Genomic DNA, 26,436 nt, shown 5'->3' with positions numbered 1-26,436 from the left:
AGCGGACCAGGGGGCTGCCCTGGCTGTTCGGCGTCGGTGACCACCGACTGTCCGTGTGAACTCGAAAATACGAGGGCCATTACCTCGCCCGCCACACCGTAAAGGGATTCAGGTGTCCTGTCGACGGGACACCATGCCGTCGCGGCCACGGCGTCCCCGCCCACGTCACGCTTGACCCGGCAGCCCGCTCGTATGAAGGTGTGGGAAGTCCTGGGATTGAACGGCACGCCTCATTAATTACATCGGCGGTACGACCAGAGACTTTCCTGTCCGGCAATTCATGCCGTGGACAGCTTGGCGATGTGAACCGATTCTCCGATCCGCTTGTTCGCGTGGGGTGATGGATGTGCACAATCCGTTGGAGCGGGACCGGTCGCTGACGGCGATGGTCGACATGGGTGAACGTGTCCATGAAGCGACCATTACCGCGTTGTTCGGGCGGCAGGTCCGGCTGACCCCGGACGCCATCGCGGTGGGGTCCGACGACAGCTCGCTCACCTACCGCGAACTCGACGTCAGGGCGCGCCGGTTGGCGCGTGGCCTGGCCCTGCGCGGCGTCGGCCCGGAGTCGGTCGTCGCGATCGCCCTGCCGCGATCTCCCGATGCCGTCGTCGCCCTCCTCGGCGTACTGAAGGCCGGTGCCGCCTATCTGCCGATGGACTCCGACTACCCGGCCGAGCGGGTCGAGTTCATGCTCCGCGACGCGCGGCCTGTCCTGCTGCTGACCACGGCCGGCGCAGCCGACGGCCTGCCCGGTTCCTGCCCCGCCGTGGAGCCGAAGGAGCTGGAAGAGCTCGGGGCCGACGCCCCGGAGCCCGCTCCCGCGCAGCACCCGTCCCGACTCGCGTACGTGATCTACACCTCCGGATCTACCGGCACCCCCAAGGGCATCGGAGCCACCCACCGTGATGTGGTGGGTCTCGCGACGGACGGCCGCTGGCAGGGCGGCGCCCACGAACGGGTGCTTCTGCACTCGCCGTTGGCCTTCGACGCCTCGGTCTACGAACTGTGGGTGCCGCTCCTGAACGGCGGCCGGGTCGTCGTGGGCCCGCCCGAGGATCTGACCCCGGACGTCCTGGCGGGGCAGGTGGCACGCCACGATGTCACCGCGCTCTGGCTTACGAGCGCGCTGTTCAACCTCCTTGTCGAGGAGGACGCACACTGCCTGACCGGGCTCCGGGAAGTGTGGGTCGGCGGCGACCGTGTCTCACCGACCGCGGTCAACGAGGCCGTCGCGGCCTGCCCGGACACGGTGTTCGTGAACGGCTACGGCCCCACGGAGACCACGGTCTTCGCCACGAGCCACCGGATCGATCCCGCCGCCCCCGCGACCGCGGAGGTCCCCATCGGGCGCCCCCTGGACGCCATGCGTGGCTATGTGCTCGATGCGCGGCTGCGGCCCGTCGCGCCTCACGCGCCGGGGGAGCTGTACGTCGCAGGTACGGGAGTGGCGCGCGGCTATCTGCACCGGTCGGCGCAGACGGCGGAGCGCTTCGTCGCCTGCCCCTTCGGAGCCGCCGGTGAACGGATGTACCGGACCGGGGACCTGGTGGTGCGCGACGCCGACGGCGATCTCGTCTATCAGGGCCGCGCGGACGCGCAGGTGAAGGTGCGCGGCTTCCGGATCGAACCGGGCGAGATCGAGACGGCACTGCTGGCGCACCCTGGGGTCTCGCACGCGGCCGTGATCGCCCGCGAGGACGGCGGTACCGGCACGGCCAAGCAACTGGTCGGCTATGTGGTGCCCGCCCAGGACCGCGGCACGACGCCCGGCTCCGACGTCCTGCCGGGCGAGCTGCGGGAGTTCGTGGCGGAGCGACTGCCGGAGTTCATGGTCCCCGCTGCCGTCGTTGTCCTCGACAGGCTGCCGCTGACGGCGAACGGCAAGCTGGACCGCGCGGCGCTGCCCGCACCCGAGTTCACGGGCACCGACTACCGGGCGCCTCTGACGCCCGACGAGGAGATCCTCGCGGGGGTCTTCGCCGAGGTGCTCGGCCGGTCCCGCGTCGGTATCGACGACGACTTCTTCACCCTCGGCGGCGACAGCATCCAGTCCATCCAGGTGGTGTCGCGAGCCAGGGCCCAGGGCGTGCACGTCAGCTCACGGGAGATCTTCCAGCACCGGACCGTGGCCGAGCTGGCCGAGGCCGCCGCCGTCAACGCGGTGGCGGGCCGGGGGCCGGTACTGGCCGAGCTCGCCGGCGGAGGCGTCGGGCAGCTGCCGCTGATGCCGGTGGCGCACTGGATCCAGGAAGCGGGGCCGGGCTTCGACCGGCTGCTGCAGGCAGTGGTCCTCGAACTCCCCGACGGCATCGACCACGACGGCCTTGCCGCGACCCTCACCGCCGTGCTCGACCGGCACGACCTGCTGCGCGCGAGGCTGCTGCCCGACGGGATGCTCGTGGGACAGCCGGGCTCGGTGGACGTGAAACCGCTGATCCGGTCCGTGGCCTGCGACGGCCGGTGGACGGGCGAGTCCTGGCGGGACACGCTCGTGGGGGAACTCGACGCGCTGGCAGGGCGGTTGGACCCGGCGGCCGGGATCGTCGCGCAGTTCGTGTGGTTCCGGCCGCCGACCGGCCCTGGCAGGTTGCTGGTCGGCTTCCACCACATGGTGATCGACGGGGTGTCGTGGCGGATCCTGATGCCCGACCTCGCCGCTGCCTGGCAGGCGGTGAGGGCCGGGCGGCCCCCCGGGCTGCCGCGGCCCGCGACCTCGGTGCGGCGCTGGGCGCACGCCATGGTCGACGAGGCGTCGCGACCGGAACGGGTGGCGGAGCTGGCGCAGTGGGGCTCCATCGTCGACGGGCCGGACCCGGTCCTCGGGGCACGCAGGCTCGACCCGGCCGTGGACGTGCAGTCGACGGTGGAGAAGGTGCGGGTACAACTGCCGGTGCCGGTGACCGAGGCAGTACTGACCGCCGTGCCCGCGGCCTTCCGAGGCGGAGTCAACGACGCGCTCCTGGCCGCACTGGCCCTCGCGGTCGCCAAGTGGCGCCGCGGCAGGGGAGTGGACGAGCCTTCGACGCTGCTGAGGCTGGAGGGCCACGGCCGCGAGGAGGACGCCGTGCCCGGCGCGGACCTCTCCCACACTGTGGGCTGGTTCACGAGCGTGTTCCCGGTCCGCCTCGACCTGGCAGGCATCGACCTCGACGAGGCGTTCGCGGGTGGTCCCGCAGCTGGGGCCGTGGTCAAAGCGGTCAAGGAGCAGCTGCTCGCCGTACCCGGCAGAGGCCTCGGATACGGGCTGCTCCGGTATCTGAACCCCGAGACCTCCGAGGCGCTGCGGGGGCACGCGATCGGCCAGATCGGGTTCAACTACCTGGGGCGTTTCTCGGCCGCCGACATGCCGGAGGAGCTACGAGGCCTCGGCTGGACCCAGACGGCCGAGCTGACCGAGTTCACCGAACTGGCCGAGCTGGACGCGGGACACGACGCGGCCATGTCCGCGCTCTGCGAGGTGGACATCAACGCGACGGTGACCGACACCGCCGAAGGGCCCCGCCTCGGCGCGGTGTTCGGCGCCCCCACCGGAGTACTGTCCCCGGCCGAGGTCAGCGAACTTGCCGGACTGTGGCAGGACGCGCTGGAAGGCCTCGCCCGGCACACCGCAACGCCGGGAGCAGGGGGTCTGACGCCCTCGGACGTGCCGCTGGTCCGCGTCGGGCAGAGCGAGCTCGAGGCGTGGGAGAAGCAGTATCCGGGCCTGGTGGACGCATGGCCGCTGACCCCGCTGCAGTCCGGCCTGCTGCATCACACGATGCTGGCGGACACCGACGCCGACACCTACCAGGTGCAGCTGGTCTTCGGTTTCGAGGGAGCCGTCGACGCCTCGCGGATGCGGGCCGCGGGGCAGGCCCTGCTCGACCGGCACGCGAGCCAGCGCACCGCCTACGTGTCCAACGCCGACGGAGACGTCGTACAGCTGGTCGTCGATCATGTGGCGCTGCCCTGGCGCGAGATCCGGCTCTCCGACGAGGAGTTCGAACGCTTCCTCGCCGAGGACCGGACCGTGCCGTTCGACACGGCGACGCCTCCGCTGCTGCGGATGACCCTGGTCCGCATCGGCACCGACCGCACCGAACTGGTCCTCAGCGCGCATCACATCCTCTTCGACGGCTGGTCCGAACCCGTCCTGCTGCGCGAACTCCTCGAGCTGTACGCCGCCGACGACGCCCACGCCCTGCCGAAGCCGCGCTCCTTCAAGGACTTCCTCTCCTGGCTCGCCCTGCGCGACCGCGAAGAGTCGGTCCGCGTGCACGCGCGCGCCCTCGAAGGCGTCACCGAGCCGACCCTGCTCGCTCCGGCCGCGGCCGTGGACGGAGCGGCGGGCGGGGCCGTCGGTTTCGGAGAGCTGGACCTGGACCTCACTCCCGATGAGGCGCGGGACCTCGCCGCCCGGGCGGTGGCGGCGGGCAGCACGCTCAACAGCGTCGTGCAGGCGGCGTGGGCGATCGTGCTCGCCGAACTCACCGGAAGCACCGACGTCCTGTTCGGCACCACTGTCTCCGGCCGTCCGCCCGCGCTCGGCGGTGTGGACACGAGCGTCGGTCTCTTCATCAACACCGTGCCCGTACGCGTCAGTTGCGCACCGTGGAAGACTCTCACCGACGTCGTGACCGAACTGCAGACCTCACAGGCCGACCTGCTGGAGCACCACCACTGCGCTCTGGCGGGCATCCACGAGGCGACCGGGCTCGGAGCGCTCTTCGACACCCTCGTCGTGTTCCAGTCCTATCCGTTCGACCATGCCGGAATAGCAGCGGCGAGCGCCGCCGCCGGGCTGTCCGTCCCCGCCTTCCGCAACATCGCAGGATCGCACTACCCGTTCGTCGTGATGGCGGAGCAGGACCCCTGCCTCCGGCTGCGCCTGCAGTACAAGCGCAGTGCCGCCGACCGGGACACGGCGGCCCGTACCGGTGCCAGGCTGCTCCGGGTGCTGCGAGCCTTCCTCGCCGATCCGCACGGCAGGGTCGGCGAGGCGGCGGTGCTCACGCAGGAGGAACGGTCCGTGTCCACGACCGGTCCGCGCATCCCCGACGAGCTGATCCCTGCGTTGTTCACCCGGCTGACGGAGGCGGCCCCGGATGCCGTGGCACTCCTCGTCGACGACGTGCCGACCCTCCGGCGGGAGCTGAACTCCCGGGCGGACCGCCTCGCCGACGCACTCGTCAGAAATGCCTGTGGCCCGGACTCCGTGGTGGCGGTCTGCTGTTCCGACCCGGTCGATCAGGCCGCGGCGCTGCTCGCCGTCCTGAAGGCGGGCGCCTGTGCGCTGCCCATCGACCCGAAGGACCCGCCGCAGTGGTCGGAGGCGGTCCTGCGCGACGCCGAACCGATGGCGGTGCTGATCGACAAGGCGGCGGACGGCCCGCTGTGGGGAGATCTGCCCCGGATCATGATCGCGTCCGACGCCGTGGACAGCGCCCCCGCCGACGGTGGCATCCGGGGCCGCCCGCTGCCCGGTCACCTGGCTCTCATCGACTACGTACCGGACGCGTCGGCGCGGCCGTACGGCGTGGCGGTCACCCATGGTGGCCTTGCCGCCGGTGTCCCCGGCCCTGTATTCGCCGCACCGCTGGAGAGCGGCCCCCGAACGAGGCCGACGGACCTCCTGCTCGCACTCTGCGCCGGACGCACGGCAGAGGTGCGCAAGGGGGCCCTGGAAGTGCACGGCACACCCGTCGAACCCCTGCGCGTCCATGTGCTCAGCCCCTCCCTCGCACCGGCCGTGCCCGGCGCCGTGGGCGAGTTGTACGTGGCAGGGGAGTTCGGGCGCGGCCGACCGGGGCACGGCGGCGACACGGCGACGCGGTTCGTCGCCGATCCGTTCGGCGCGACGGGCTCGCGCATGTACCGGACCGGTGTGCGTGCGCGGCTCACCGCCGACGGCCTGCCGCAGCAACTGGACGACCCTGGCGCGACGGCCGCACGGCGGGCGGTGGAGGCCGTCCTGCTGACCCATCCCGACGTGGCCAGTGCCGCGGTCGTCGCGGCCGGCGAGGGAAACGTCGGCTACGTGGTGGCCACCGGCACCGCGGAGATCGCCCCCGACGTGCTGCGGATGTTCGTCGCAGGGCAACTGCCCCACCACATCGTGCCGTTGGCGGTCATGGTCCTGGACCGGCTGCCCACGACCGCGAACGGACGGCTCGATCACAAGCTTCTGCCCGAAGCCGCAGGCGAACAACGCCGTACGGCGGGCAACGAGCGCGAGGAACTCCTGACCCGGCTGTTCTCCGACGTCCTGGGACGCGACCAGGTCGGTGTCGACGACGACTTCTTCGCGCTGGGCGGAAATTCCCTGCTCGCGACACGGCTGATCGGCCGGATTCGCAACGAGCTCGGGACGGAGGTCTCCATTCGGTCCGTGTTCCTCCACTCGACCATCGCCGAACTGGCCTCGCACTGGGACGACATCGCCACAGCGAGCGGTCCCCGCTTGCGCAAGAGGAGTTAGGAAGCCTCAAGCAATGACCGTACAGAGCACGGAACTTGTCTCCGAAACCCCGTACATCTGGCGTGCCAGGCAACCCCGGAGCCGCCACCGGCTGATCTGCTTCCCGCACGCGGGAGCGGGCGCGACCACGTACACCGACTGGGCCCCCGCGCTTCCGGAGGAGATCGAACTGGTCGCCGTGCAGCTGCCCGGCCGCCAGAACCGCATCGCCGAGGAGCCGTTCACCGAGGTCGGGCCGCTCGTGAACGTGCTCACCCACGCACTGCGCCCCGTCCTGAGCGGCTCGTTCTCCTTCTTCGGCCATTCCTGCGGCGCGGCACTCGCCTTCGAACTGGCCAAGGCGCTGCGTGCCCAGGGGCGTCAGGGCCCGGAGCAGCTGTTCCTCTCCGCACAGCCGGCCCCGGGCGTGACCGGGATCCGTCAGCTGCACGACCTCCCCGAGGACGAGTTCCATGCCGAGATGGTCGGACTCGGCGGCATCGACGAAGAGATCGCCCGTGACGAATTCGTCATGGCCTCCCTCCTCCCCGTGCTCCGCGGCGACTTCGGCCTCTGGGAGCGCCACACCACGACCCCCCAGGCCCCGCTCGACTGCCCGATCACCGTCCTGGCGGGCGACCGCGACCCCCGGGCGCCGAAGGAGACGGCGGGTGAGTGGAGCAGGCAGACGAACGCCGGATGCAGCACGCACTTCTATCCGGGCGGTCATTTCTACTTCCTGGAGAAGCCCGCGGAAGTGATCTCCCTCATCGCCGGGAAGATGCTGGCCCCCGCGGTGAACGGGAGGACCGCATGACGGCCCCGGACGCGAGCGGCGCTCTCGACGACATCGCCGCGGCAGCCCTGAAGGTCCCCGGCGTCGACGACGCGGTCGCCGTGGTCCGCAAGGGCGTGCGGACAGCGGCGCCGCGGCGCGCCGCCGAACCGGCCCCGCGGGAGCCGGCCCTCACGGACGCGGCACCGGCCGATCTCGACGGCGGCCACCTGAGCATCCCGGACGACGCACCCCGCACCTTGCAGGAGGCCCTGCGCGCGGCGGCCGAACTCGCGCCGGACAAGGGCACGATCTTCATCACCAAGGGCAATGAAGACGTGCTGCAGACCTATCCCGCGCTGCTCGCCGAAGCCCAACGCGTGCTGGCCGGACTCCGCGCCGCCGGTCTGCGCCCGGGCGACGCGGCACTGTTCCAGTTCGACGACAACAAGGCCTACCTCACCGCCTTCTGGGCCTGTGTGCTCGGCGGATTCGTGCCGACCCCGGTCGGCATCGCCACGACGTACCGGACGCCGAACGAGACCAACCGCAAACTGCACAACGCCTGGCACCTGCTCGGCCGCCCCGTGCTCCTCACCGACGACGCCACCGCGGGCGCGCTCGCCGGGGTGCGGGAGCTCTGGAGCGAGCCCGATGTGCGCATCCTGACCGTCGGCGAGCTCGCCACTCACGCACCCGACACCGCGTGGTTCGATGCCACCCCCGAATCGCCCGTGCTCAACCTCCTCACCTCGGGGAGCACGGGTGTGCCCAAGTGTGTGCAGCACACCAACGCGAGCGTCGTCGCCAGGTCGCTGGCCGTCGCCGAGCACTGCGGCCTGACCGGTGACGACATCAGCCTCATCTGGATGCCGTTCGACCATGTCACGGTCGCCATGTACAACGTCCGCGACGTGTTCCTGCGGTGTCTGCACATCAACGCCAAGATCGAGCATTCCCTGGGCGACCCGCTGCTCTGGCTCGACTGGGTCGACCGCTACCGCGCGACGAACACCTGGGCGCCGAACTTCGCCTTCGCCATGGCCAACGAACGCGCCGAGGAGATCCGCACACAGCGCTCGTGGGACCTGTCCTGTCTGCGCGAGATCACCAACGCCGGTGAACCGGTGGTCGCTTCGACCAGCCACCGGTTCCTGGAGCTGCTGGCTCCGCACGGACTGCCCGCCGACGCCATGCGGCCGGTATGGGGCATGTCGGAGACGTGCTCGGGAGTCACGTACGCCCGCCAGCACCTCGACGACAGGGGCGCGGGCACCGTCTCCGTCGACCCTTCCTCGCTGAGCGGGAACATCCGTCACGTCGACCCGCTCGACAAGGACGCCGTGGTGCTCTCCTCGGTGGGACGGCCCCTCCCCGGGGTGCGGATCCGCGTCGTGGACGACACCGGCGCGGTGGTGCCCGAGGGGCGCCTCGGCGAGCTGCGCATCCGCGGCCTGACGATGATGCACGGCTACTTCGCGAACGAGGACGCCAACCGCGAGTCGTACGACGAGGACGGTTGGTTCCGCACCGGTGACCTCGCGTTCGTGCACCGGGGCGAGGTCGTGATCGCGGGCCGCAAGAAGGACCAGATCATCGTGCGCGGCATCAACTACATGGCGCACGAGATCGAGAGCGTCGTCGAGCAGGTCGACGGAGTGCGCGTCACCTTCGCCGCCGCGGCCGGTGTGCGCGAGCCCGGCGCGGGCTCCGATCAGCTCGTGGTCTTCTTCGTGCCGCTCCAGTGGGACAGCGACGCGCTCGCCGCGACCACCGAAACCGTACGGGCCACCCTCGTACGCGAAGTCGGCATCGCACCGGACCTGTTGGTCCCCGTCACCGAGGCGGAGTTCCCGAAGACGGGGAGCGGAAAGATCCAGCGGGGCGCTCTCGTCGACGAGTTGCGCGCCGGAACCTACGTCGGCCGGGTGGTCGGTGGTCAGGCGGAGCAGGAACAGCCGGACACCTGGTTCTTCCGGCGGCAGTGGGCCGAAGCACCCACGGCCGCCGGGGCGAGGGGCGGCGACTTCGGGGTGCGGATCGTGCTCGCCGATGACGACGACCTGCGCCGCCTGGACATCGACGGGCCGTACGTCACCGTACGCCGCGGTGAGGCGTTCACCGAGGAGGCGCCGGACCGCTACCGCGTCAGGACGGACGACCGGGCGGAACTGCGGCGGCTGCTCACCGCGGTGACATCGGCGCACGGTCCGGTGTCGACGGTCGTGCATGCCCTGCCGCTGACGCCCGGCAAAGATCCCCTCTCCCGGCTCACGGCGGCGACCGCCGAGCTGACCTCCCTGGTCGGGGCGCTCACCGATGCGGAGTCGGACCATCCGCTGCTGCTCGTCCTCACCGCGGGCTCGGTCCATGTGCACGACGGCGACAGCGTCGACCTCGGTACCTGCGCCCTGCCCGCACTCGTACGGACCGCGGCCGGTGAGAGTACGTCGCTGGTGATCCGCCAGCTCGACCTGCCGGCCGACACCGGCGCGTGGGCCCAGGCCGTACGCACCGAACTCGCCGATCGGCAGCACGCGGGGGTCATCGCCGCACGGCAAGGACGACGGTGGCAACCGCGGCTGTCCCCCGTCGGGCAGGACAGCGGGCAGGACAGCGTGCCGGACACCGTGGCGCCGCCCGTGACCGCGGGCGGAACGTATCTGGTCACCGGCGGGCTCGGCGGCATCGCACAGGACATCGCGTCCTACCTCGTCGCCGCCTACGGGGCCCGGCTGCTGCTCGTGGGCCGTTCGCCGGCCGATGGCGGGAAGTCCGGCCGCCTCGCCGAAGTGGCCGCACTCGGCGATGTCGTGTACCGGCAGGTCGATGTCGCCGACACGGCAGCCCTGGCAGGGGCGGTCGCCGAGGCCGAAGCACGCTGGGGACGGCCGCTCGACGGCGCGCTGCATCTGGCGGGAGCCGACCCGACCGGCCAGTGGGCCGACCTCGAACAGCACACGGTCGCCCGCGAGTCGACGGAGGGCTTCGCCGTCCAGTACCGCGCCAAGGTCGCGGGAACACTGGCCGTGGCAGATGTCCTCGCCGCACGCCCGGACGCCTCGCTCGTGCTTTTCGGTTCCGTCAACGGGCAATTCGGCGGGCATTCCTTCGGCGCCTATTCCGCGGCCAACGGATTCCTCATCGGATTTGCCGACCACTGGTACCACGAACGCCGCCGGGCAGTGCACTGTCTGTCCTGGAGCATGTGGACCGGAATAGGAATGAACCGCACACAGTCGGACGCGCCGGCCCGCAGCCGTGGATTCCGCTCCATCGAACCTGCCGACGGACTGAGGTTGTTTCTCGACGCGGTCGCGACGCCCCATCACTCGCTGATCGTCGGCCTCGACCTGACGAATCCGTCCATCGTCGAAGAATTGGTTCCCGAGCAGCTGCGGGCCAGCGAGATTCTCGTCGCCTACACCGCCGACGGGGTCGCACCTGAGACGGTCCGCGCGGCTGTCGCGTCGAGCATACGTGACAGTCAGGTGCCGGTGCGCCTGGTCGAAGTGCCCTACATTCCGCGGGACATGAGCGGTGACGTGGACGCCGCCCGACTGCTCCTGGACGCCGCGCCCGACAGGAAGAGCAGGCGGTTCACGGCGCCCGGGACCGATCTGGAGCGCCGTGTCGCGGCCCTCTGGTCGGACTCCCTCAACCGGCCGGAAATCGGCAGGGACGATTCCTTCTTCGACCTCGGAGGCAATTCGATCCGGGCAACCCGTCTGCTCACCCTTGTCGATGACATGTTCGCGGTCCGTGTCGCGACGCAAGAACTCTACGAGAACCCGACCGTGGCCGGGATGGCGGAGATCATCGAGCGGCAGGGAGCGAACTGACCGAAGCGCGGGACCACCGCGGGTGAGCTGCCCTGCCGGGGACCGGCGTCCTGTCGACAGGACATGATCCGGCCGGGCGGGGTGCTCACCGGCCGCGTATTTGCTTGACCCCGCAGCATGCAGCCCGGACAGTATTCGACGTGGGAATCCCGCTGCCGCCCGTGAAATCAAGAATGCGGCGCAGTGCGATGTGAAACGGGAATCCGGATTGCATTCCTTCGAGCTTCCATAGCCGATCTTCCAGAGCCGAGCTTCCATAACCCACGACCGCCGAACTGTCATGCGCGATTGGCGCTGAGGCCCGAGCGTGATCCGGCCGCCGTCCATGTCCGCGCAGGATGATCGATCGAGGAGTAGACGCGAAATGATCCCTCTGTCCTTTGCGCAGCGGCGGTTGTGGTTCATCGACCGGTTCGAGGGGCCTTCAGCGACGTACAACATCCCGTTCGTGCTGCGTCTGGGCGGGGCGCTGGACGTGAGCGCGCTCTCTGCCGCGCTGCGCGATGTCGTCGCCCGGCACGAGAGCCTGCGCACGCTGTTCGTCGAGGACGCCTTCGGCATGCCCGTGCAGCTGGTCCAGCCGGTCGAGGGCCTGTTGGCGGCCGTGCCGGTCGTCGAGGTGGGATCTGCCGGCATCGATGTCCTGGTGGCCCGGGCGGCCTCCCACCGGTTCGACCTCTCCACCGAGATCCCGGTGCGGGCACAGGTGCTGCGCAGCGGGCCCGAGGAGCACGCACTGGTGCTCGTCGTGCACCATGCCGCCGCCGACGGCGAGTCGATGGCGCCGCTCGGCCGGGACCTGGCCACCGCCTACGCGGCCCGGCTGCGGTCCCAGGAGCCGCAGTGGCCCGAACTGCCCGTGCAGTACGGCGACTACACGCTGTGGCAGCGGGAGGTGCTCGGGGAGAGCGACGATCCGGGAAGCGTGCTCTCCACCCAGCTCGGCTACTGGCGCGACGAGCTCGCGGGGGCGCCGCAGCAGCTGAGGCTGCCGACGGACCATCCGCGGCCGTCGGAGGCCAGCCACCGCGGCGACGCGGTCGAGTTCACGATCGACGCCGAACTCACCGCGGCGGTCGGGGAACTGGCCCGCGCACGGGGACTGACGCTGTCGATGGCGATGCAGTCGGCTCTGGCCGTACTGCTGCACCACCTGGGCGCGGGTCAGGACATCACGATCGGATCCACCATCGCCGGGCGCACCGACGAGGCGCTGACGGACCTGGTCGGCTTCTTCGTCAACACCTGGGTGCTGCGGACCGACCTGTCGGGCAACCCGTCTCTCGGCCAGGTGCTCGAACAGGTGCAGGACAAGGCGCTGAACGCCTACGACAACCAGGCGGTGCCGTTCGAGCGGCTCGTCGAGGCACTGAACCCCGAGCGCTCCACGGCCTACCACCCCTTCTTCCAGGTGATGTTCAGCTGGCAGGGCAGCGCCCACCTCGATCTGGATCTGCCGGGCCTGAGCGCGCGACTCGAGGCCGTTCCCACGCAGACGGCGAAGTTCGACCTGGAGTTCAACTTCGCGGTCGTCGAGCAGGGCCTGCGCTGCACCCTGGAGTACGCGACCGATCTCTTCGACCGGGCGACCGTGGTGCGGACGGGCGAGCGCTTCGTACGGGTGCTGAGGCAGCTGGTGGCCGAGCCGGACGCGCGGCTCGGCGCGGTGGACGTCCTGGCACCGGCCGAGTACGAGCTGCTCGCGGGGCGCAACGACACGGCGGCCCACACGCCCGACATGACCGTTCCCGAACTCTTCGCACACCGGGCCGCCCTGTCGCCGGACGCGATAGCGGTCGTGTCCGGTTCGCAGGAACTGACGTACGCGGAGCTCGACGCGCGTGCCGACAGGATCGCCCACGTACTCGCCCGCAGCGGCGCAGGACCGGAGACGCTCGTCGGCCTGGCGCTGCCCCGCTCGGCGGACCTGGTGACCGGGCTGCTCGGCATCCTCAAGTGCGGTGCCGCGTATCTGCCCATCGACCCCCGCTACCCCAGCGCACGACTCGGCCTCATCCTCTCCGAGGCCAGGCCGCAGCTGATCCTGACCGAGGCGAGCACCGCGGGCGTGCTGCCGGACTCCGGAACTCCCCGCGTGCACCTCGACGACATCGATCTGACGAGCGGCCCGGCAGAGCACCCCGGCGTGCCGCCCCGGCCGGACAACGTGGCGTACGTGATGTACACCTCGGGTTCCACGGGGACGCCCAAGGGGGTCGCGATCACCCACCACGGTGTGGTCAACGGTGTGACCCGCCTTGCGTCGTCCGTGGGTCTGGTGCCCGGATCGCGAATGCTCGCCGGGACGTCCGTCAACTTCGACGTGTCGGTGTTCGAGATCGTCACCACCCTGGCCAACGGCGGCACCGTCGAGGTCGTCCGCGACGTATTGACACTGGGCGAGGAGGGCGGCTGGGCGGGCAGTGTGATCAGCACGGTTCCCTCGGTCTTCAGCGAGCTCATCGAGCACATCGCGGGCAAGACCACGGTCGACAGCGTGGTGTTCGCCGGTGAGGCACTGCCCGCGTCCCTCGTCCGACGGGTGCGGGACGCCTTCCCCGGCGTACGGGTCATCAACGCCTACGGGCAGAGCGAGAGCTTCTACGCCACCACCTACGTCGCCCCTCAGGAGACCGGACCCGACAGCTCCGGACCCGACAGCTCCGGACCCGACAGCTCCGGACCCGACAGCTCCGGACCCGACAGCTCCGGAAGCGCGCCGATCGGCGTGCCGCTGGGCAACATGCGGACCTATGTCCTGGGGCCGGGACTGACCTTGGTACCTCCGGGCGTAGTGGGGGAGCTGTACGTCGCGGGCGCGGTGGGCCGGGGCTACCACGGCAGGGCCGGACTGACGTCGGAGCGCTTCGTGGCCGACCCCTTCGGGCCGCCCGGGGAGCGCATGTACCGCACCGGGGACCTCGCGCGCTGGAACGCTGATGGGCAACTGGAGTTCGCGGGCCGTGACGACGCGCAGATGAAGGTCAGGGGCTTCCGGATCGAGGCGGGCGAGGTCGAGGCCGCGCTGACCGCCCACTCCGGTGTGGCGCAGGCGGTGGTGACCACCTACGACCGTCCCGGCGGCAGGCAACTGGTGGGCTACGTGGTCTCCACGGGCGCGAGCGGCGGCACCGTCGAGAGCCTCGGGCATCTCCAGGTCGACCTGACCGCCGGGGTGTCGGTGGCGGAGCTGCGGGCCTTCGTCTCCGAGCGGTTGCCGGAGTTCATGGTCCCGTCCGCCTTCGTGATGCTGGACCAGCTGCCGCTCGCCCCGAACGGCAAGCTGGACAAGGCCGCGCTGCCGGTGCCGGAGTTCACGGGCGAGACCTACCGGGCACCGAGCTCCGAGCGGGAGGAGATACTCGCCGCGGTCTATGCCGAGGTGCTCGGTCTGGAGCGGATCGGGGTCGACGACGACTTCTTCGCCGTCGGCGGGGACAGCATCCGTTCCATCCAGGTGGTGTCGCGGGCCCGTGCGCGGGGCGTGGAGGTCTCCCCGCGGGAGATCTTCCAGTGCCGGACCGTGGCCGAGCTGGCCGTGGTGGTCGGCGAGCGCACCGCCGACGCCACCACGCTGCAGGAGCTCGAAGGCGGTGGCGTCGGACGCATGCCGCTGATGCCGATCGCCCGCTACCTGAACGAACTGGGGGGCGGCACCGGCAGGTTCGCGATGTCCGCCGTGGTGGATCTGCCGGACGGCATCGACGAGGACGGGATCGTGGACACGCTGGCCGCCGTCCTCGACCGTCACGACATGCTGCGCTCCCGGCTTGCGGACGGCGCCATGGAGGTGGACCCCCCGGGCTCCACGGACATACGGGCACTCCTGCGCCGTGTGGGGTCGGGTGTGGATGTGCAGGGGGAGTTGGATGCGGCGGCGGGTCGGTTGGATCCGGTGGCGGGGGTGATGGCGCAGTTCGTGTGGTTCGTGGGTGCGGGGCGGTTGTTGATCGTGTTGCATCACTTGGTGGTGGACGGGGTGTCGTGGCGGATTCTGCTGCCGGATCTTGCTGAGGCGTGGGATCGGATACGTGAGGGTGAGGCGCCCGAGCTGACTCCGCCGGTGACATCGGCGAGGCGCTGGGCGCACGCCCTGGCGGACGACGCCGCCGGTCCGGAGCGAGTGGCGGAGCTCGCCCTGTGGCGCTCGGTCGTCGAGGGCCCTGACCCGCTGCTCGGGGCGCGTGCCCTGGACCCCGCCGTCGATGTCCAGTCCACGCTGGAGAGCCTGTGGGTACGGCTGCCGGTGGCGGTGACGGGGGCGTTGTTGGGTGAGGTGCCAGGGGCGTTTCGTGGTGGGGTCAATGACGGTCTGTTGGCGGGGCTTGCGTTGGCGGTGGCGCGGTGGCGGCGGGTGCGGGGTGTGGAGGAGTCGTCGGTGTTGTTCCGGCTGGAGGGGCATGGCCGGGAGGAGGGGGTGGTTGCGGGGGCGGATCTGTCTCGGACGGTGGGTTGGTTCACGAGTGCTTTTCCGGTGCGTCTTGATGTCGGGGAGGCGGATGTGGATGAGGCGTTCGCGGGTGGGTCTGCTGCGGGTGTGGTGGTCAAGGCGGTCAAGGAGCAACTGCTCGCCATCCCTGACAAGGGGCTTGGCTACGGTCTGCTGAGGTATCTCAACGACGAGACGGGTGCGGTGCTCGCGCCCTATTCCACCGGTCAGATCGCCTTCAACTACCTGGGCCGCTTCTCCTCCTCCGACATGCCCGAACACCTCCAGGGCCTCGGCTGGACCCGCTCCCCGGGCACGGGCGAGCTGATCCCGGAGATGGACGCCGACATGCCGGCGCTGTCCCTGCTCGACGTGAACGCGCTGGTGACGGACGACGGGCAGGGGCCGCAGCTCAGCGCCCGGTTCGCCTTCCCCACCGGGGTGCTGTCCCGCGAGGACGTACAAGAACTTGCCGATCTGTGGTGCACCGCCCTCGAGGGCATCGCCCGGCATGCCGCGGCGCCGGGCGCGGGCGGGCTCACCCCGTCCGACGTGCCGCTGGTGCCGGTGCGGCAGAGCGACATCGAGGCCTGGGAGAAGCGGTATCCGGGTCTTGTGGACGTATGGCCGCTGACCGCTCTGCAGTCGGGGCTGCTCTTCCACGCGCTCCTGGCCGACACCACGTTCGACGCGTACCACATGCAGATGGTCCACCACCTGTCCGGAAGGGTGGACCCGGACCGGATGCGGGCCGCCGGGCAGGCGCTGCTCGACCGCTACGCCAACCTGCGCACCGCGTTCACGGCGGACGCCGCCGGAGACCAGGTCCAGCTGGTGCTCGACGGAGTGGAGCTGCCGTGGCAGCTCCTCGACATGAGCGGTGCCGGAGATGACGAGCGCGCACAGGCGATGAGCAGGTTCCTGGCGGAGGACCAAGCGCGCCACTTCGATCCCGCCGAACCCCCGCTGCTGCGCATGACGCTGGTGACGACCGGACCGGAACGGTCGGAACTCGTCCTCACTGCCCACCACGTGCTGATCGACGGCTGGTCCGTTCCGCTCCTGATGCAGGACCTGCTGCGGCTGTACGGCTCCGGGGGCGATGCCTCCGTACTGCCGAGGGTGCGCGGGTACCGGGACTTCCTGACCTGGCTGTCACGGCAGGACCGTACGGCGGCCGCCGACGCCTGGGCCGACGAACTCGACGGCATCGACGAACCCACCCTTCTTGCCCCCGGCGCCGGTTCGGAACTCCACACCGAAGTGGGACAGGTCGCCGTCCCGGTACCCGCCGAACTGGCGCGGACCCTGACCAGGCGCGCCGCGGAACTGGGCATCACCCTCAACACGCTGGTGCAGGGCAGCTGGGGGCTGCTCCTCAGCCGTCTCACCGGCCGGCGTGACGTGGTGTTCGGCACGACCGTCTCGGGCCGCCCGCCCGAGGTCACCGGCGTGGACACGATGGTGGGCCTCTTCATCAACACCCTTCCCGTACGAGTCAGTTGCGCACCCGGGGACTCTCTCGCGGGCCTGCTGACCGGACTGCAGGAGCGGCAAGCCGCGCTGCTCGACCACCACCACCACGGACTGGCCGACATCCAGCAGGCCGCCGGGCTGTCCACGCTCTTCGACACCGTCGTCGTCTTCGAGTCCTACCCGGTCGACCGGGCCGGGATCAGCGCGGCGCACGGCGAGGCCGGGGTCGCGATCACCGGCATCACCCCGTTCACCGGAAGCCACTACCCGCTGGTAGTGACGGCCGACGCCGACCCCCATCTGCGGCTGGCGCTGCAGTACCACCACCATGTCTTCGACCACGAAACGGTCTCCGCCCTCGCAGGCCGCTTCGAGCGCGTGCTGCGACAACTGGCCTCGGACCCCGCACTCGTGGCCGGGCAGCTCGACGTGCTCGACACGGCGGAACTGCACCAGGTCCTCGTGGAGTGGAACGCCACCACGCGCCACGTCCCGCCCGCCACCTTCCCCGAACTCGTCCGGGCGCAGGCAGCCGAACGCCCCGACGCCCTCGCCGTCGAGGACGAACAGGTCAGGCTCGGCTACCGGGAGCTGGAGGAGCACGCCAACCGGCTCGCTCACCATCTGCGCGCACTGGGCGTGGGCCGGGACTCCGTGGTCGGCCTGTGCGTCGAACGCGGAGCCGACCTCGTCGTCGGGCTGCTCGGCATCATGAAGGCGGGCGCGGCCTACGTTCCCCTCGACCCGGGGTATCCCGCCGACCGGCTCGCGTACATGCTGAGCGACTCGGGCGCCCGCCTCGTGGTGAGCGAGCGGCGGACGCGCGGCGGCCTCGGCCCCACCGACGCCGTCGTCGTCGACCTCACCGAGGACCGTGACCGGATCGCGCGGCAGCCGGCCACCCCGGTCACCGGCGGTCCCGGCACCGACGACCTCGCCTACGTCATCTACACCTCGGGCTCGACCGGCCGACCCAAGGGCGTTCTCGTGACCCATGCCGGCGTCGCCAACCTGGCCGCCGCGATGGCCGACCGTCTCCGCGTCACCCCCGACAGTCGCGTCCTGCAGTTCGCCTCCTCCAGCTTCGACGGCGCCGTCATGGAGGTGCTGATGGCGCTCCCCAACGGCGCGACGCTCGTCATGCCGCCGCACGGCCCCGTCGTAGGCGAAGCACTTCAGCGCTTCCTGAGCGAACGGCGCATCAGCCATACGCTCCTTGTGCCTTCCCTGGTGGCCACCCTCGACCCCGAAGGGCTCGACGAGCTGCGCACCCTCGTGGTGGGCGCCGAGGCCACCGGCGGGGACCTGGTGGCGCGGTGGTCCGAGGGCCGCCGCATGATCAACGCGTACGGGCCGACCGAGAGCACCATCGTGGCGACGCTGAGCGCACCGCTCAGCGGTTCGGCCGTGCCGCCCATCGGCAGCCCGCTCCCCAATACCCAGGTGTATCTCCTCGACGACGCGCTGCGCCCGGTGCCCGTCGGGAGCGCGGGCGACCTCCACATCGCGGGACCTCACCTGGCCCGCGGCTACCACGGGCAGGCCGGTCTGACGGCCGAACGCTTCGTCGCCAACCCGTACGACGCACCCGGCAGCCGGATGTACCGCTCCGGTGACGTGGCACGCTGGCGCGCCGACGGCAGCATCGAATACCTGGGCCGCTCCGACGACCAGGTGAAGATCCGCGGTTTCCGCATCGAACTCGGCGAGATCGAGAGCGTGCTGGGCGGCCACCCGGACGTCGAGCAGGTCGTGGTGGTCGTGCGCGAATCGGCGGCGGGCGGACGGCTCCTTGCGGCCTACGCGGTCCCCGCCACCGACGCCACCGACGGGCTCACGGCCGCCCTGCGCGCGCACGCCGAGGAGGGGCTGCCCGGCCACATGGTCCCCTCGGCCTTCGTGCTCCTCGACTCACTGCCGATGACGTCCAGCGGCAAGCTGGACCGATCGGCGCTGCCCGCACCGGAGTTCGGCGCGGCGGACGAGGGCAGGGGACCGCGGAATCCTCGCGAGGAGCTCCTGTGCACCTTGTTCGCCGAGGTCCTCGGAGTGGAGCGCGTCGGCATCGACGACGACTTCTTCAGGCTTGGCGGGCACTCGCTGCTGGCCACCAGGCTCGTCAGCCGCATCCGTACGACCGTCGGGGAGGAGGTTTCGGTACGGGCCGTCTTCGACTCGCCCTCCGTCGCGAAGATGGTCGAGCACCTGTCGGGCGGAACATCGGCCAGGCCCGAGCTGCGGCGCCGCGCACAGCTGCCGCCGCGGACACCGCTGTCGTACGCGCAGCGCCGCCTGTGGTTCGTCGACCGCTTCGAAGGGCCGTCGGCCACGTACAACCTGCCTCTCGTGCTCCGGCTGACCGGCGATCTCGACGTGCCGACTCTCCGGAGCGCCCTGCGCGACGTGGTGGCCCGCCACGAGACGCTGCGCACGCTCATCGACGAGGACGAGAACGGTGTGCCGTTCCAGCGCGTCGTGCCGGCCGACGAGATGCCGCTCTCGGTGTCCGTCGTCGACAGCGATCCGGCCGGTGTGGACGGTGCGGTGGCCGAAGCGGTGGCCCACACGTTCGACATCTCCGCCGAACTCCCCGTACGGGCGAGCGTGCTGCGTCGCGGCGCGCACGACCACGTCCTGGTCCTCGTGATCCACCACATCGCCGGTGACGGCGAGTCGATCCCGCCGCTGATGCGCGATCTGGGCACCGCCTACGCGGCGCGCAGCGAGAACGAGGCACCTCGATGGCCCGAGCTGCCGGTGCAGTACGCGGACTACACGCTGTGGCAGCGCGAACTGCTCGGCGACGAGGCCGATCCTTCGAGCGTGGTGGCCGTCCAGTCCGCCTACTGGCGGGACGAGCTCGCCGACGTGCCGCAGCCGCTGCGGCTGCCGACCGACCGTCCGAGGCCCGCGAGGTCGAGCCACGGCGGTGACATGGTGGACTTCGCACTCGACGCCGAACTGGCCTCGGCCGTCGCGGAGTTGGCGACGGCTCGTGGAGCGACCGTCTCCATGGTGCTGCAGTCGGCGTTCGCGGTCCTGCTGCGGCAGCTCGGCGGCGGGGACGACATCGCCATCGGTTCCCCCATCGCTAACCGCACCGAGGACTCCCTCGCGGATCTGGTCGGGTTCTTCGTCAACACCTGGGTGCTGCGCGTCCGGACGTCGGACAACCCCTCGTTCACCGAGGTCCTCGACCAGGTGAGGCACAAGGCACTGACGGCGTACGACCATCAGGACGTCCCCTTCGAACGGCTGGTGGAGCTGCTCAACCCGGACCGCTCCACCGCGTACCACCCGCTGTTCCAAGTCATGTTCGGCTGGCAGAACATCGTGCGCGAGGACTTCGAGCTGAGTGGCCTGCGGGTGGCGCTGAACACGGTCGCCACTCGGACCGCCAAGTTCGACCTGTTCCTCACGATGGCCGACGTCCCCGGGACCGGTGTGCTGGGCGGCCTCGAGTACGCCACCGACCTCTTTGACAGGGCCACTGCCGAAGAGATCACCTCCCGCTTCGTACGGACCCTGCGGCAGCTCGTCTCGGAGCCCGACGCCCCGGTCGGCGAGGCCGAACCGGTACGGACGGGTGCCGGACGGCAGGCGACCGTCCAGGGCACCCGCATCGACCTGACCGAGGTCGAGGCCGCCCTGACCGGGCATCCCGCGGTGGCCGAAGCGGTCGCCGTGACGCACGACGGCGGAGGCACCGGCCGACGCCTTGTCGCCTACGTCGTCCCGGACGGTGCCGGGGGCACCGGCGAGAGCATGGACTTCACATCCGGCGTCTCCGCGGTGCAGCTGCGGGAGTTCCTGACGGGCCGCGTGCCGGACGCGATGGTCCCCTCGGTCTTCGTCGTACTGGCCAGGCTGCCCCTGACGCCGGACGGGCTGACGGACTTCGATGCCCTGCCCCAGCCGGTGTTCACAGGCGGCGACTACCGGGCGCCGCGAACCGTGGTGGAGTCCGTCCTCGCCGGGGTCTACGCCGAGGTCCTTGGCCTTGACCGGGTCGGGGTCGACGACGACTACTTCCTGGTGGGCGGCGACAGCATCCGCTCCATCCAGGTGGTGGCGCGGGCGCGGGCCCAGGGCGTCGAGATCAGCCCCCGGCAGATCTTCGAACTGCGCACGGTGGCCGAACTGGCAGCGGCGGCGAGCGCCCAGAACGGTATGGGCACGGTTCTGGCGGAGCTCGAAGGAGCGGGCGAGGGCTGGATGCCGCTGCTGCCCATCGCGCAGTACCTCATCGAACTGGGCGGGGACATCGACCGGTTCGCGATGTCGACCGTCGTGGAGCTGCCGGACGGCATCGACGAGGCCGGACTCGCGGCGACGCTCGGCGCCGTCATCGACCGCCACGACGCGCTGCGCTCCCGGCTTGCGGACGACGGGCTGCGGGTCGCCGCCCCGGGGTCGGTCGACGCCGCGCGGCTGATCCGCCGTGTGGGGTCGGGTGTTGATGTGCAGGGGGAGTTGGATGCGGCGGCGGGTCGGTTGGATCCGGTGGCGGGGGTGATGGCGCAGTTCGTGTGGTGCGTGGGTGCGGGGCGGTTGTTGATCGTGTTGCATCACTTGGTGGTGGACGGGGTGTCGTGGCGGATTCTGCTGCCGGATCTGGCTGAGGCGTGGGGTCGGATACGTGAGGGTGAGGCGCCCGAGCTGACCGCGCCGGTGACGTCGGTCAGGCGCTGGGCGCACGCCCTGCGCGACGAGGCGGCGGGCGCCGACCGCGTCGCCGAACTGCCGGTGTGGCAGGCCGTTCTGGAGGGCCCGGACCCGCTGCTGGGGACGCGTGCCCTTGATCCCTGGCTCGACGTCCGCTCCACGGTCGAAAGCGTGTCCCTGAGACTGCCGGTGGCGGTGACGCGGGTGTTGTTGGGTGAGGTGCCTGCGGTGTTCCGTGGTGGGGTCAATGATGGTCTGTTGGCGGGGCTTGCGTTGGCGGTGGCGCGGTGGCGGCGGGTGCGGGGTGTGGAGGAGTCGTCGGTGTTGTTCCGGTTGGAGGGGCATGGCCGGGAGGAGGGGGTGGTTGCGGGGGCGGATCTGTCTCGGACGGTGGGTTGGTTCACGAGTGCTTTTCCGGTGCGTCTTGATGTCGGGGAGGCGGATGTGGATGAGGCGTTCGCGGGTGGGTCTGCTGCGGGTGTGGTGGTCAAGGCGGTCAAGGAGCAGCTGCTCGCCATCCCTGACAAGGGGCTTGGCTATGGGCTGTTGAGGTATCTCAACGACGAGACGGGTGCGGTGCTCGCGCCCTATTCGACCGGTCAGATCGCCTTCAACTACCTGGGCCGCTTCTCCTCCTCCGACATGCCCGAACACCTCCAGGGCCTCGGCTGGACGGAGGCGGCCGACGCGGCCGGTCTCGCCACGGCGACCGATCCGGGCATGCCCGCCATGGCGACCGTCGACATCAACGCGTACGTCACCGACCGGCCGCAGGGTCCCGAGCTGGAAGCCCGGTTCGACTTCCCCGCGGGGCTGCTCACCCGCGACGAGGTCCAGGAGCTCGCGGACCTCTGGAGCGATGGCCTCGAAGGCATCGCCCGGTACGCCGCGGCGCCGGGCGCGGGCGGGCTCACCCCGTCCGACGTGCCGCTGGTATCGGTGCGGCAGAGCGAGATAGAAGCCTGGGAGAGGCAGTACCCGGGTCTTGTGGACGTATGGCCGCTCACGGATCTGCAGTCGGGTCTGCTGTTCCAGTCCCAGCTCGCCGACTCCGGCTACGACGCCTACCACGTACAGCTCGTGCACCATCTGACCGGCGAGGTGGACCCGGCCCGGCTGCGCACGGCAGGACAGGCCCTGCTGGACCGGTACGCCAACCTGCGCACCGCGTTCGTCAGCGATCTGGCCGGCGACCGCGTGCAGCTCCTCCAGGACGGTGTCGAGCTGCCGTGGCGGGAGATCGATCTGCGGGACCTGGACGAGGAGCTGCGAGAAGCGGCGTTCGAGCGGTTCCTGGCCGAGGACCAGGCCGTCCACTTCGACCCGGCCGCACCGCCGCTGCTGCGGATGTCGCTGGTACTCACCGGCCCGGCCGAGGCCGAACTGGTCCTCACCGCCCACCACGTGCTGTTCGACGGATGGTCGCTGCCGCTGCTGACACAGGATCTGCTGCACCTCTACGGCTCCGGGGGCGATGCCTCCGTACTGCCGCGGGTACGCGGGTACCGGGACTTCCTGACCTGGCTGTCCCAGCAGGACCGTGCCGCGTCCGAGCGGGTGTGGGCCGCCGAGCTCGAAGGAGTCGACGAACCGACCCTCATCGCCCCCAAGACCCCGGCCGACGCCGAGCAGAGCGGCGTCGGGCACCTGGAGATCCCGCTGGCCTCGGAGGTCTCCCAGGAACTGTCGCGACGGGCAGCCGAGTCGGGCGTCACGCTGAACACGCTCGTGCAGGGTGCGTGGGCGATGGTGCTCGCCGGTCTGACCGGGCGGCGGGACGTGGTGTTCGGCACGACCGTGTCGGGAAGGCCGTCGGACCTGCCGGACGCGGACTCGATGGTCGGTCTTTTCATCAACACCCTGCCGGTACGCGTTCCGCTGTCCCCCTGGGACACCCTCGGCCAGATGCTCAACACGCTGCAGAGCCGTCAGGCCGCGCTCCTGGACCATCACCACCACGGGCTGGCCGACATCCAGCGCGCGACCGGGCTGCCCGTTCTCTTCGACAGCGTCGTCGTCTTCGAGTCCTTCCCGGTCGACCGTACGGCCATCACGGAGGCGAACACGGCCGCAGGCATCTCCGTCACGCGGGTCAGCGCGGAGAACGGCACCCACTACCCGCTCGGCATCGCGGCCACGGCCGATCCCCATCTCCGGGTGGCCATGCAGTACCAGCGGTCCCTGTTCGACCAGGCCGCCGCCGAGGGCATCGCCGAACGCTTCGCGCGCGTCCTGCGGCAGATCGCGGCGGACCCGGATGTCCCGCTCGGCCTTGTCGACGTGCTGCTGCCCGCCGAACGGGACCGGATCCTGACCGAGGCCAACGACACCGCGGTGCCCGTACCCGAGGGAACCGTCCCCGAACAGTTCGCGCGCCAGGTCACCGCGACACCGGACGCGGTCGCGGTGTACTTCGAGGACACGGCGCTGACCTACGCGGAGATCGACACCCGGTCGAACGAGCTGGCCCACGAACTGATCCGGCGCGCGGTGGGACCGGAGTCGGTGGTGGCGGTGTCGGTACGGCGATCGCCGGACCTGGTGGTCGCACTCCTTGCCGTACTGAAGGCCGGTGGTGTGTACCTGCCCGTCGATGCCGCCGTTCCCGCGGAGCGGATCGCGCTCATGATGTCGGACTCCGGGGCGTGCCTGTCCCTCGTGGACGCGACGACCGAGGCGGCCCTGTCCGAGCTGCCCGTGCCCCGGCTGCGGGTGGACGAGCCGCTGCCGGAGGCCGACACCAGCGCGGTCGGCAGCGCCGCGCTGGTCGACAACACCGCCTATGTCATCTACACCTCAGGCTCGACGGGCCGCCCCAAGGGAGTCGCCGTCACGCACCGCGGAATGGCGTCCCTGGTGGAATCGCACGTCGACCGGCTCCGGATGACCGCGGACAGCCGCATGCTCCAGCTCGTCTCGCCCAGCTTCGACGTGTCGCTGTGCGAGGTGTTCACCGCGCTCCTTTCGGGAGCGAGCGTGGTGCTTGCCGACACCGAGCGGCTCGTGCCCGGCCTGCCCCTGGCCGAGACGGCGGAAGCGCACCGGGTGACGCACGTGCAGCTCACGCCCACCATGCTCGCGGCGATGCCCGCCGATTCGTTCTCCACCGTGTCCTGCCTCGTGATCGGCGGCGAGGTGGCGCCCGCGGAGCTGGTCGCCACCTGGTCCTTCGGCCGGCGCATGGTCAACGTCTACGGGCCGACGGAGATCACCGTCTGCGCCACCATGAGCACGCCGCTCGTGGGGGACGGCGGTGCCCGCCCGATCGGCCGACCCGTCGCGAACACCCGGGTGTACGTACTCGACGACGCCCTGCGGCCGGTACCGCCCGGGGTGCCCGGAGAGCTGTACATCGCGGGTCCTGGCGTGGCGCGCGGCTATGTCGCACGGCCGGATCTGACGGCCGGACGTTTCGTGGCCTGCCCGTTCGGCGAGTCCGGCGAACGGATGTACCGGACGGGCGATGTGGTCGCCTGGACGCCGGAAGGCGACCTGGTCTTCCGGGGGCGGACGGACGAGCAGGTGAAGATCCGTGGATTCCGGATCGAGCTCGGTGAGATCGAATCGGCGCTGCGCGCGCTCCCCGCGGTCCAGGAGGCCGTCGTCGTGGTCGACGACCGGCCGGGCGACCGGCGTCTTGCCGGGTACGTGGTGGCGGGCGCGGACGGTGCCGACCCGGCCGAGCTGCGCGGCGCCCTGCGCGAACGGCTGCCGCAGCACATGGTGCCGTCCACGATCATGATCATCGATGAGGTGCCGCTGACCGCGAGCAAGAAGCTGGACCGGCGTGCGCTGCCGGCTCCTGACTACGCGGGCACGTCCACCGGTCAGGGGCCGCGGACCACGCGGGAAGCCATCCTGTGCGGTCTGTTCGCCGAGGTACTCGGCCTCGACCAGGTGGGCGTCGCCGACAGCTTCTTCGCCCGCGGCGGTCACTCCCTCCTCGTCAACCGGCTCATCACCCGCATTCGCGCGGTCCTCGGGGCCGAGCTGCCGCTTCGCGTCGTCTTCCGGTCGCCCACCGTCGCCGAGCTCGCCGCGTACCTGGAATCGGGCGACGGCCCGGCCGAGGGCGCGGATCCCTTCGCTCCGGTGCTGACCCTCAAGAGCGAGGGGGACAAGGAGCCGCTGTGGTGGATCCACCCCGGCGGCGGATTGAGCTGGCCTTATCTGGGCTTCGCCAACCTGCTCCCCGAGGACAGGCCGGTCCTCGGGATCCAGGCGAAGGGCTTCGACGGGACGACCGCGCTGCCCGAGTCGGTCGATGCGATGATCGCGGACTACGTGGCGGAGGTGCTTGCCGTCCAGCCCGAGGGTCCGTACTTCCTCATGGGGCTCTCGAGCGGTGGCACGCTCGCGCACGCCATGGCCGCCGAACTCCAGCGACGCGGGCACGAAGTGGCCCTGCTGGCCCTGCTTGACAGCGTTCCCAGCAGCTATCTGGCCGGTCGGCCGCTGCCCACCGAGACCGAGTTCCGTGACTACTTCGCGGAGCATCTGACCAGCCTGGCGGGCGAGGACGACTACGAGTCCTTCGTGGACAACGCGGTGGCGATCGGCGTCAACTACACCGCTCTCATGCCCGAGTTCGCCGTACCCACCTACCGCGGTGACGCCCTGCTCTTCAACGCGGTGCCGAAACCGGAAGGTTCGTACGCGGACCTGTGGCGTCCGTACATCCTCGGCGCCCTGCGCCCGCACGACATCCACAGTGCCCACGAGGACCTGTACCTGCCGGGACCGGCAGCCGAGATCTGCCACATCATCAGCCAAGAACTCGCCGGGGACTGAGGGGACGACTGCACAGGCG

At 70.7% G+C, this 26,436-nt stretch carries 3 protein-coding genes and 1 pseudogene; all 4 read left to right on the top strand.

Translation table 11 applies throughout. The features are described 5' to 3' along the window. Positions 1-340 precede the first annotated feature (340 nt). Complete coding sequence (locus tag ACWFRJ_RS13015) at positions 341-6,460, top strand: amino acid adenylation domain-containing protein (protein ID WP_453528314.1); 6,120 nt, start codon at positions 341-343, stop codon at positions 6,458-6,460. Positions 6,461-6,473: 13 nt separating this feature from the next. Next, positions 6,474-7,256 carry a thioesterase II family protein gene (locus tag ACWFRJ_RS13010; protein ID WP_453528311.1) on the top strand — a complete coding sequence of 261 codons (783 nt, stop codon included), beginning with the start codon at positions 6,474-6,476 and terminating at the stop codon, positions 7,254-7,256. Continuing rightward, positions 7,253-11,056 carry an SDR family NAD(P)-dependent oxidoreductase gene (locus ACWFRJ_RS13005; RefSeq protein ID WP_453528308.1) on the top strand — a complete coding sequence of 1,268 codons (3,804 nt, stop codon included), beginning with the start codon at positions 7,253-7,255 and terminating at the stop codon, positions 11,054-11,056. Before ACWFRJ_RS13010 ends, ACWFRJ_RS13005 begins: the two co-directional genes overlap by 4 nt. Positions 11,057-11,420: 364 nt before the next feature. Beyond that, a pseudogene (locus ACWFRJ_RS13000) lies at positions 11,421-26,417 on the top strand (amino acid adenylation domain-containing protein); the annotation flags it as partial. Positions 26,418-26,436: the final 19 nt, after the last annotated feature.

The organism is Streptomyces sp. NPDC055239, from assembly GCF_053606205.1.
The sequence above is the reverse complement of the archived record's forward strand: the minus strand, read 5'-3'. Positions and strand labels throughout refer to the sequence as shown.

Coding starts and splice junctions, on each gene's coding strand:
- ACWFRJ_RS13005 (WP_453528308.1), top strand. CDS start 7,253: ATGACGGCCCCGGACGCGAGCGGCGCTCTCGACGACATCGCCGCGGCA.
- ACWFRJ_RS13015 (WP_453528314.1), top strand. CDS start 341: ATGGATGTGCACAATCCGTTGGAGCGGGACCGGTCGCTGACGGCGATG.
- ACWFRJ_RS13010 (WP_453528311.1), top strand. CDS start 6,474: ATGACCGTACAGAGCACGGAACTTGTCTCCGAAACCCCGTACATCTGG.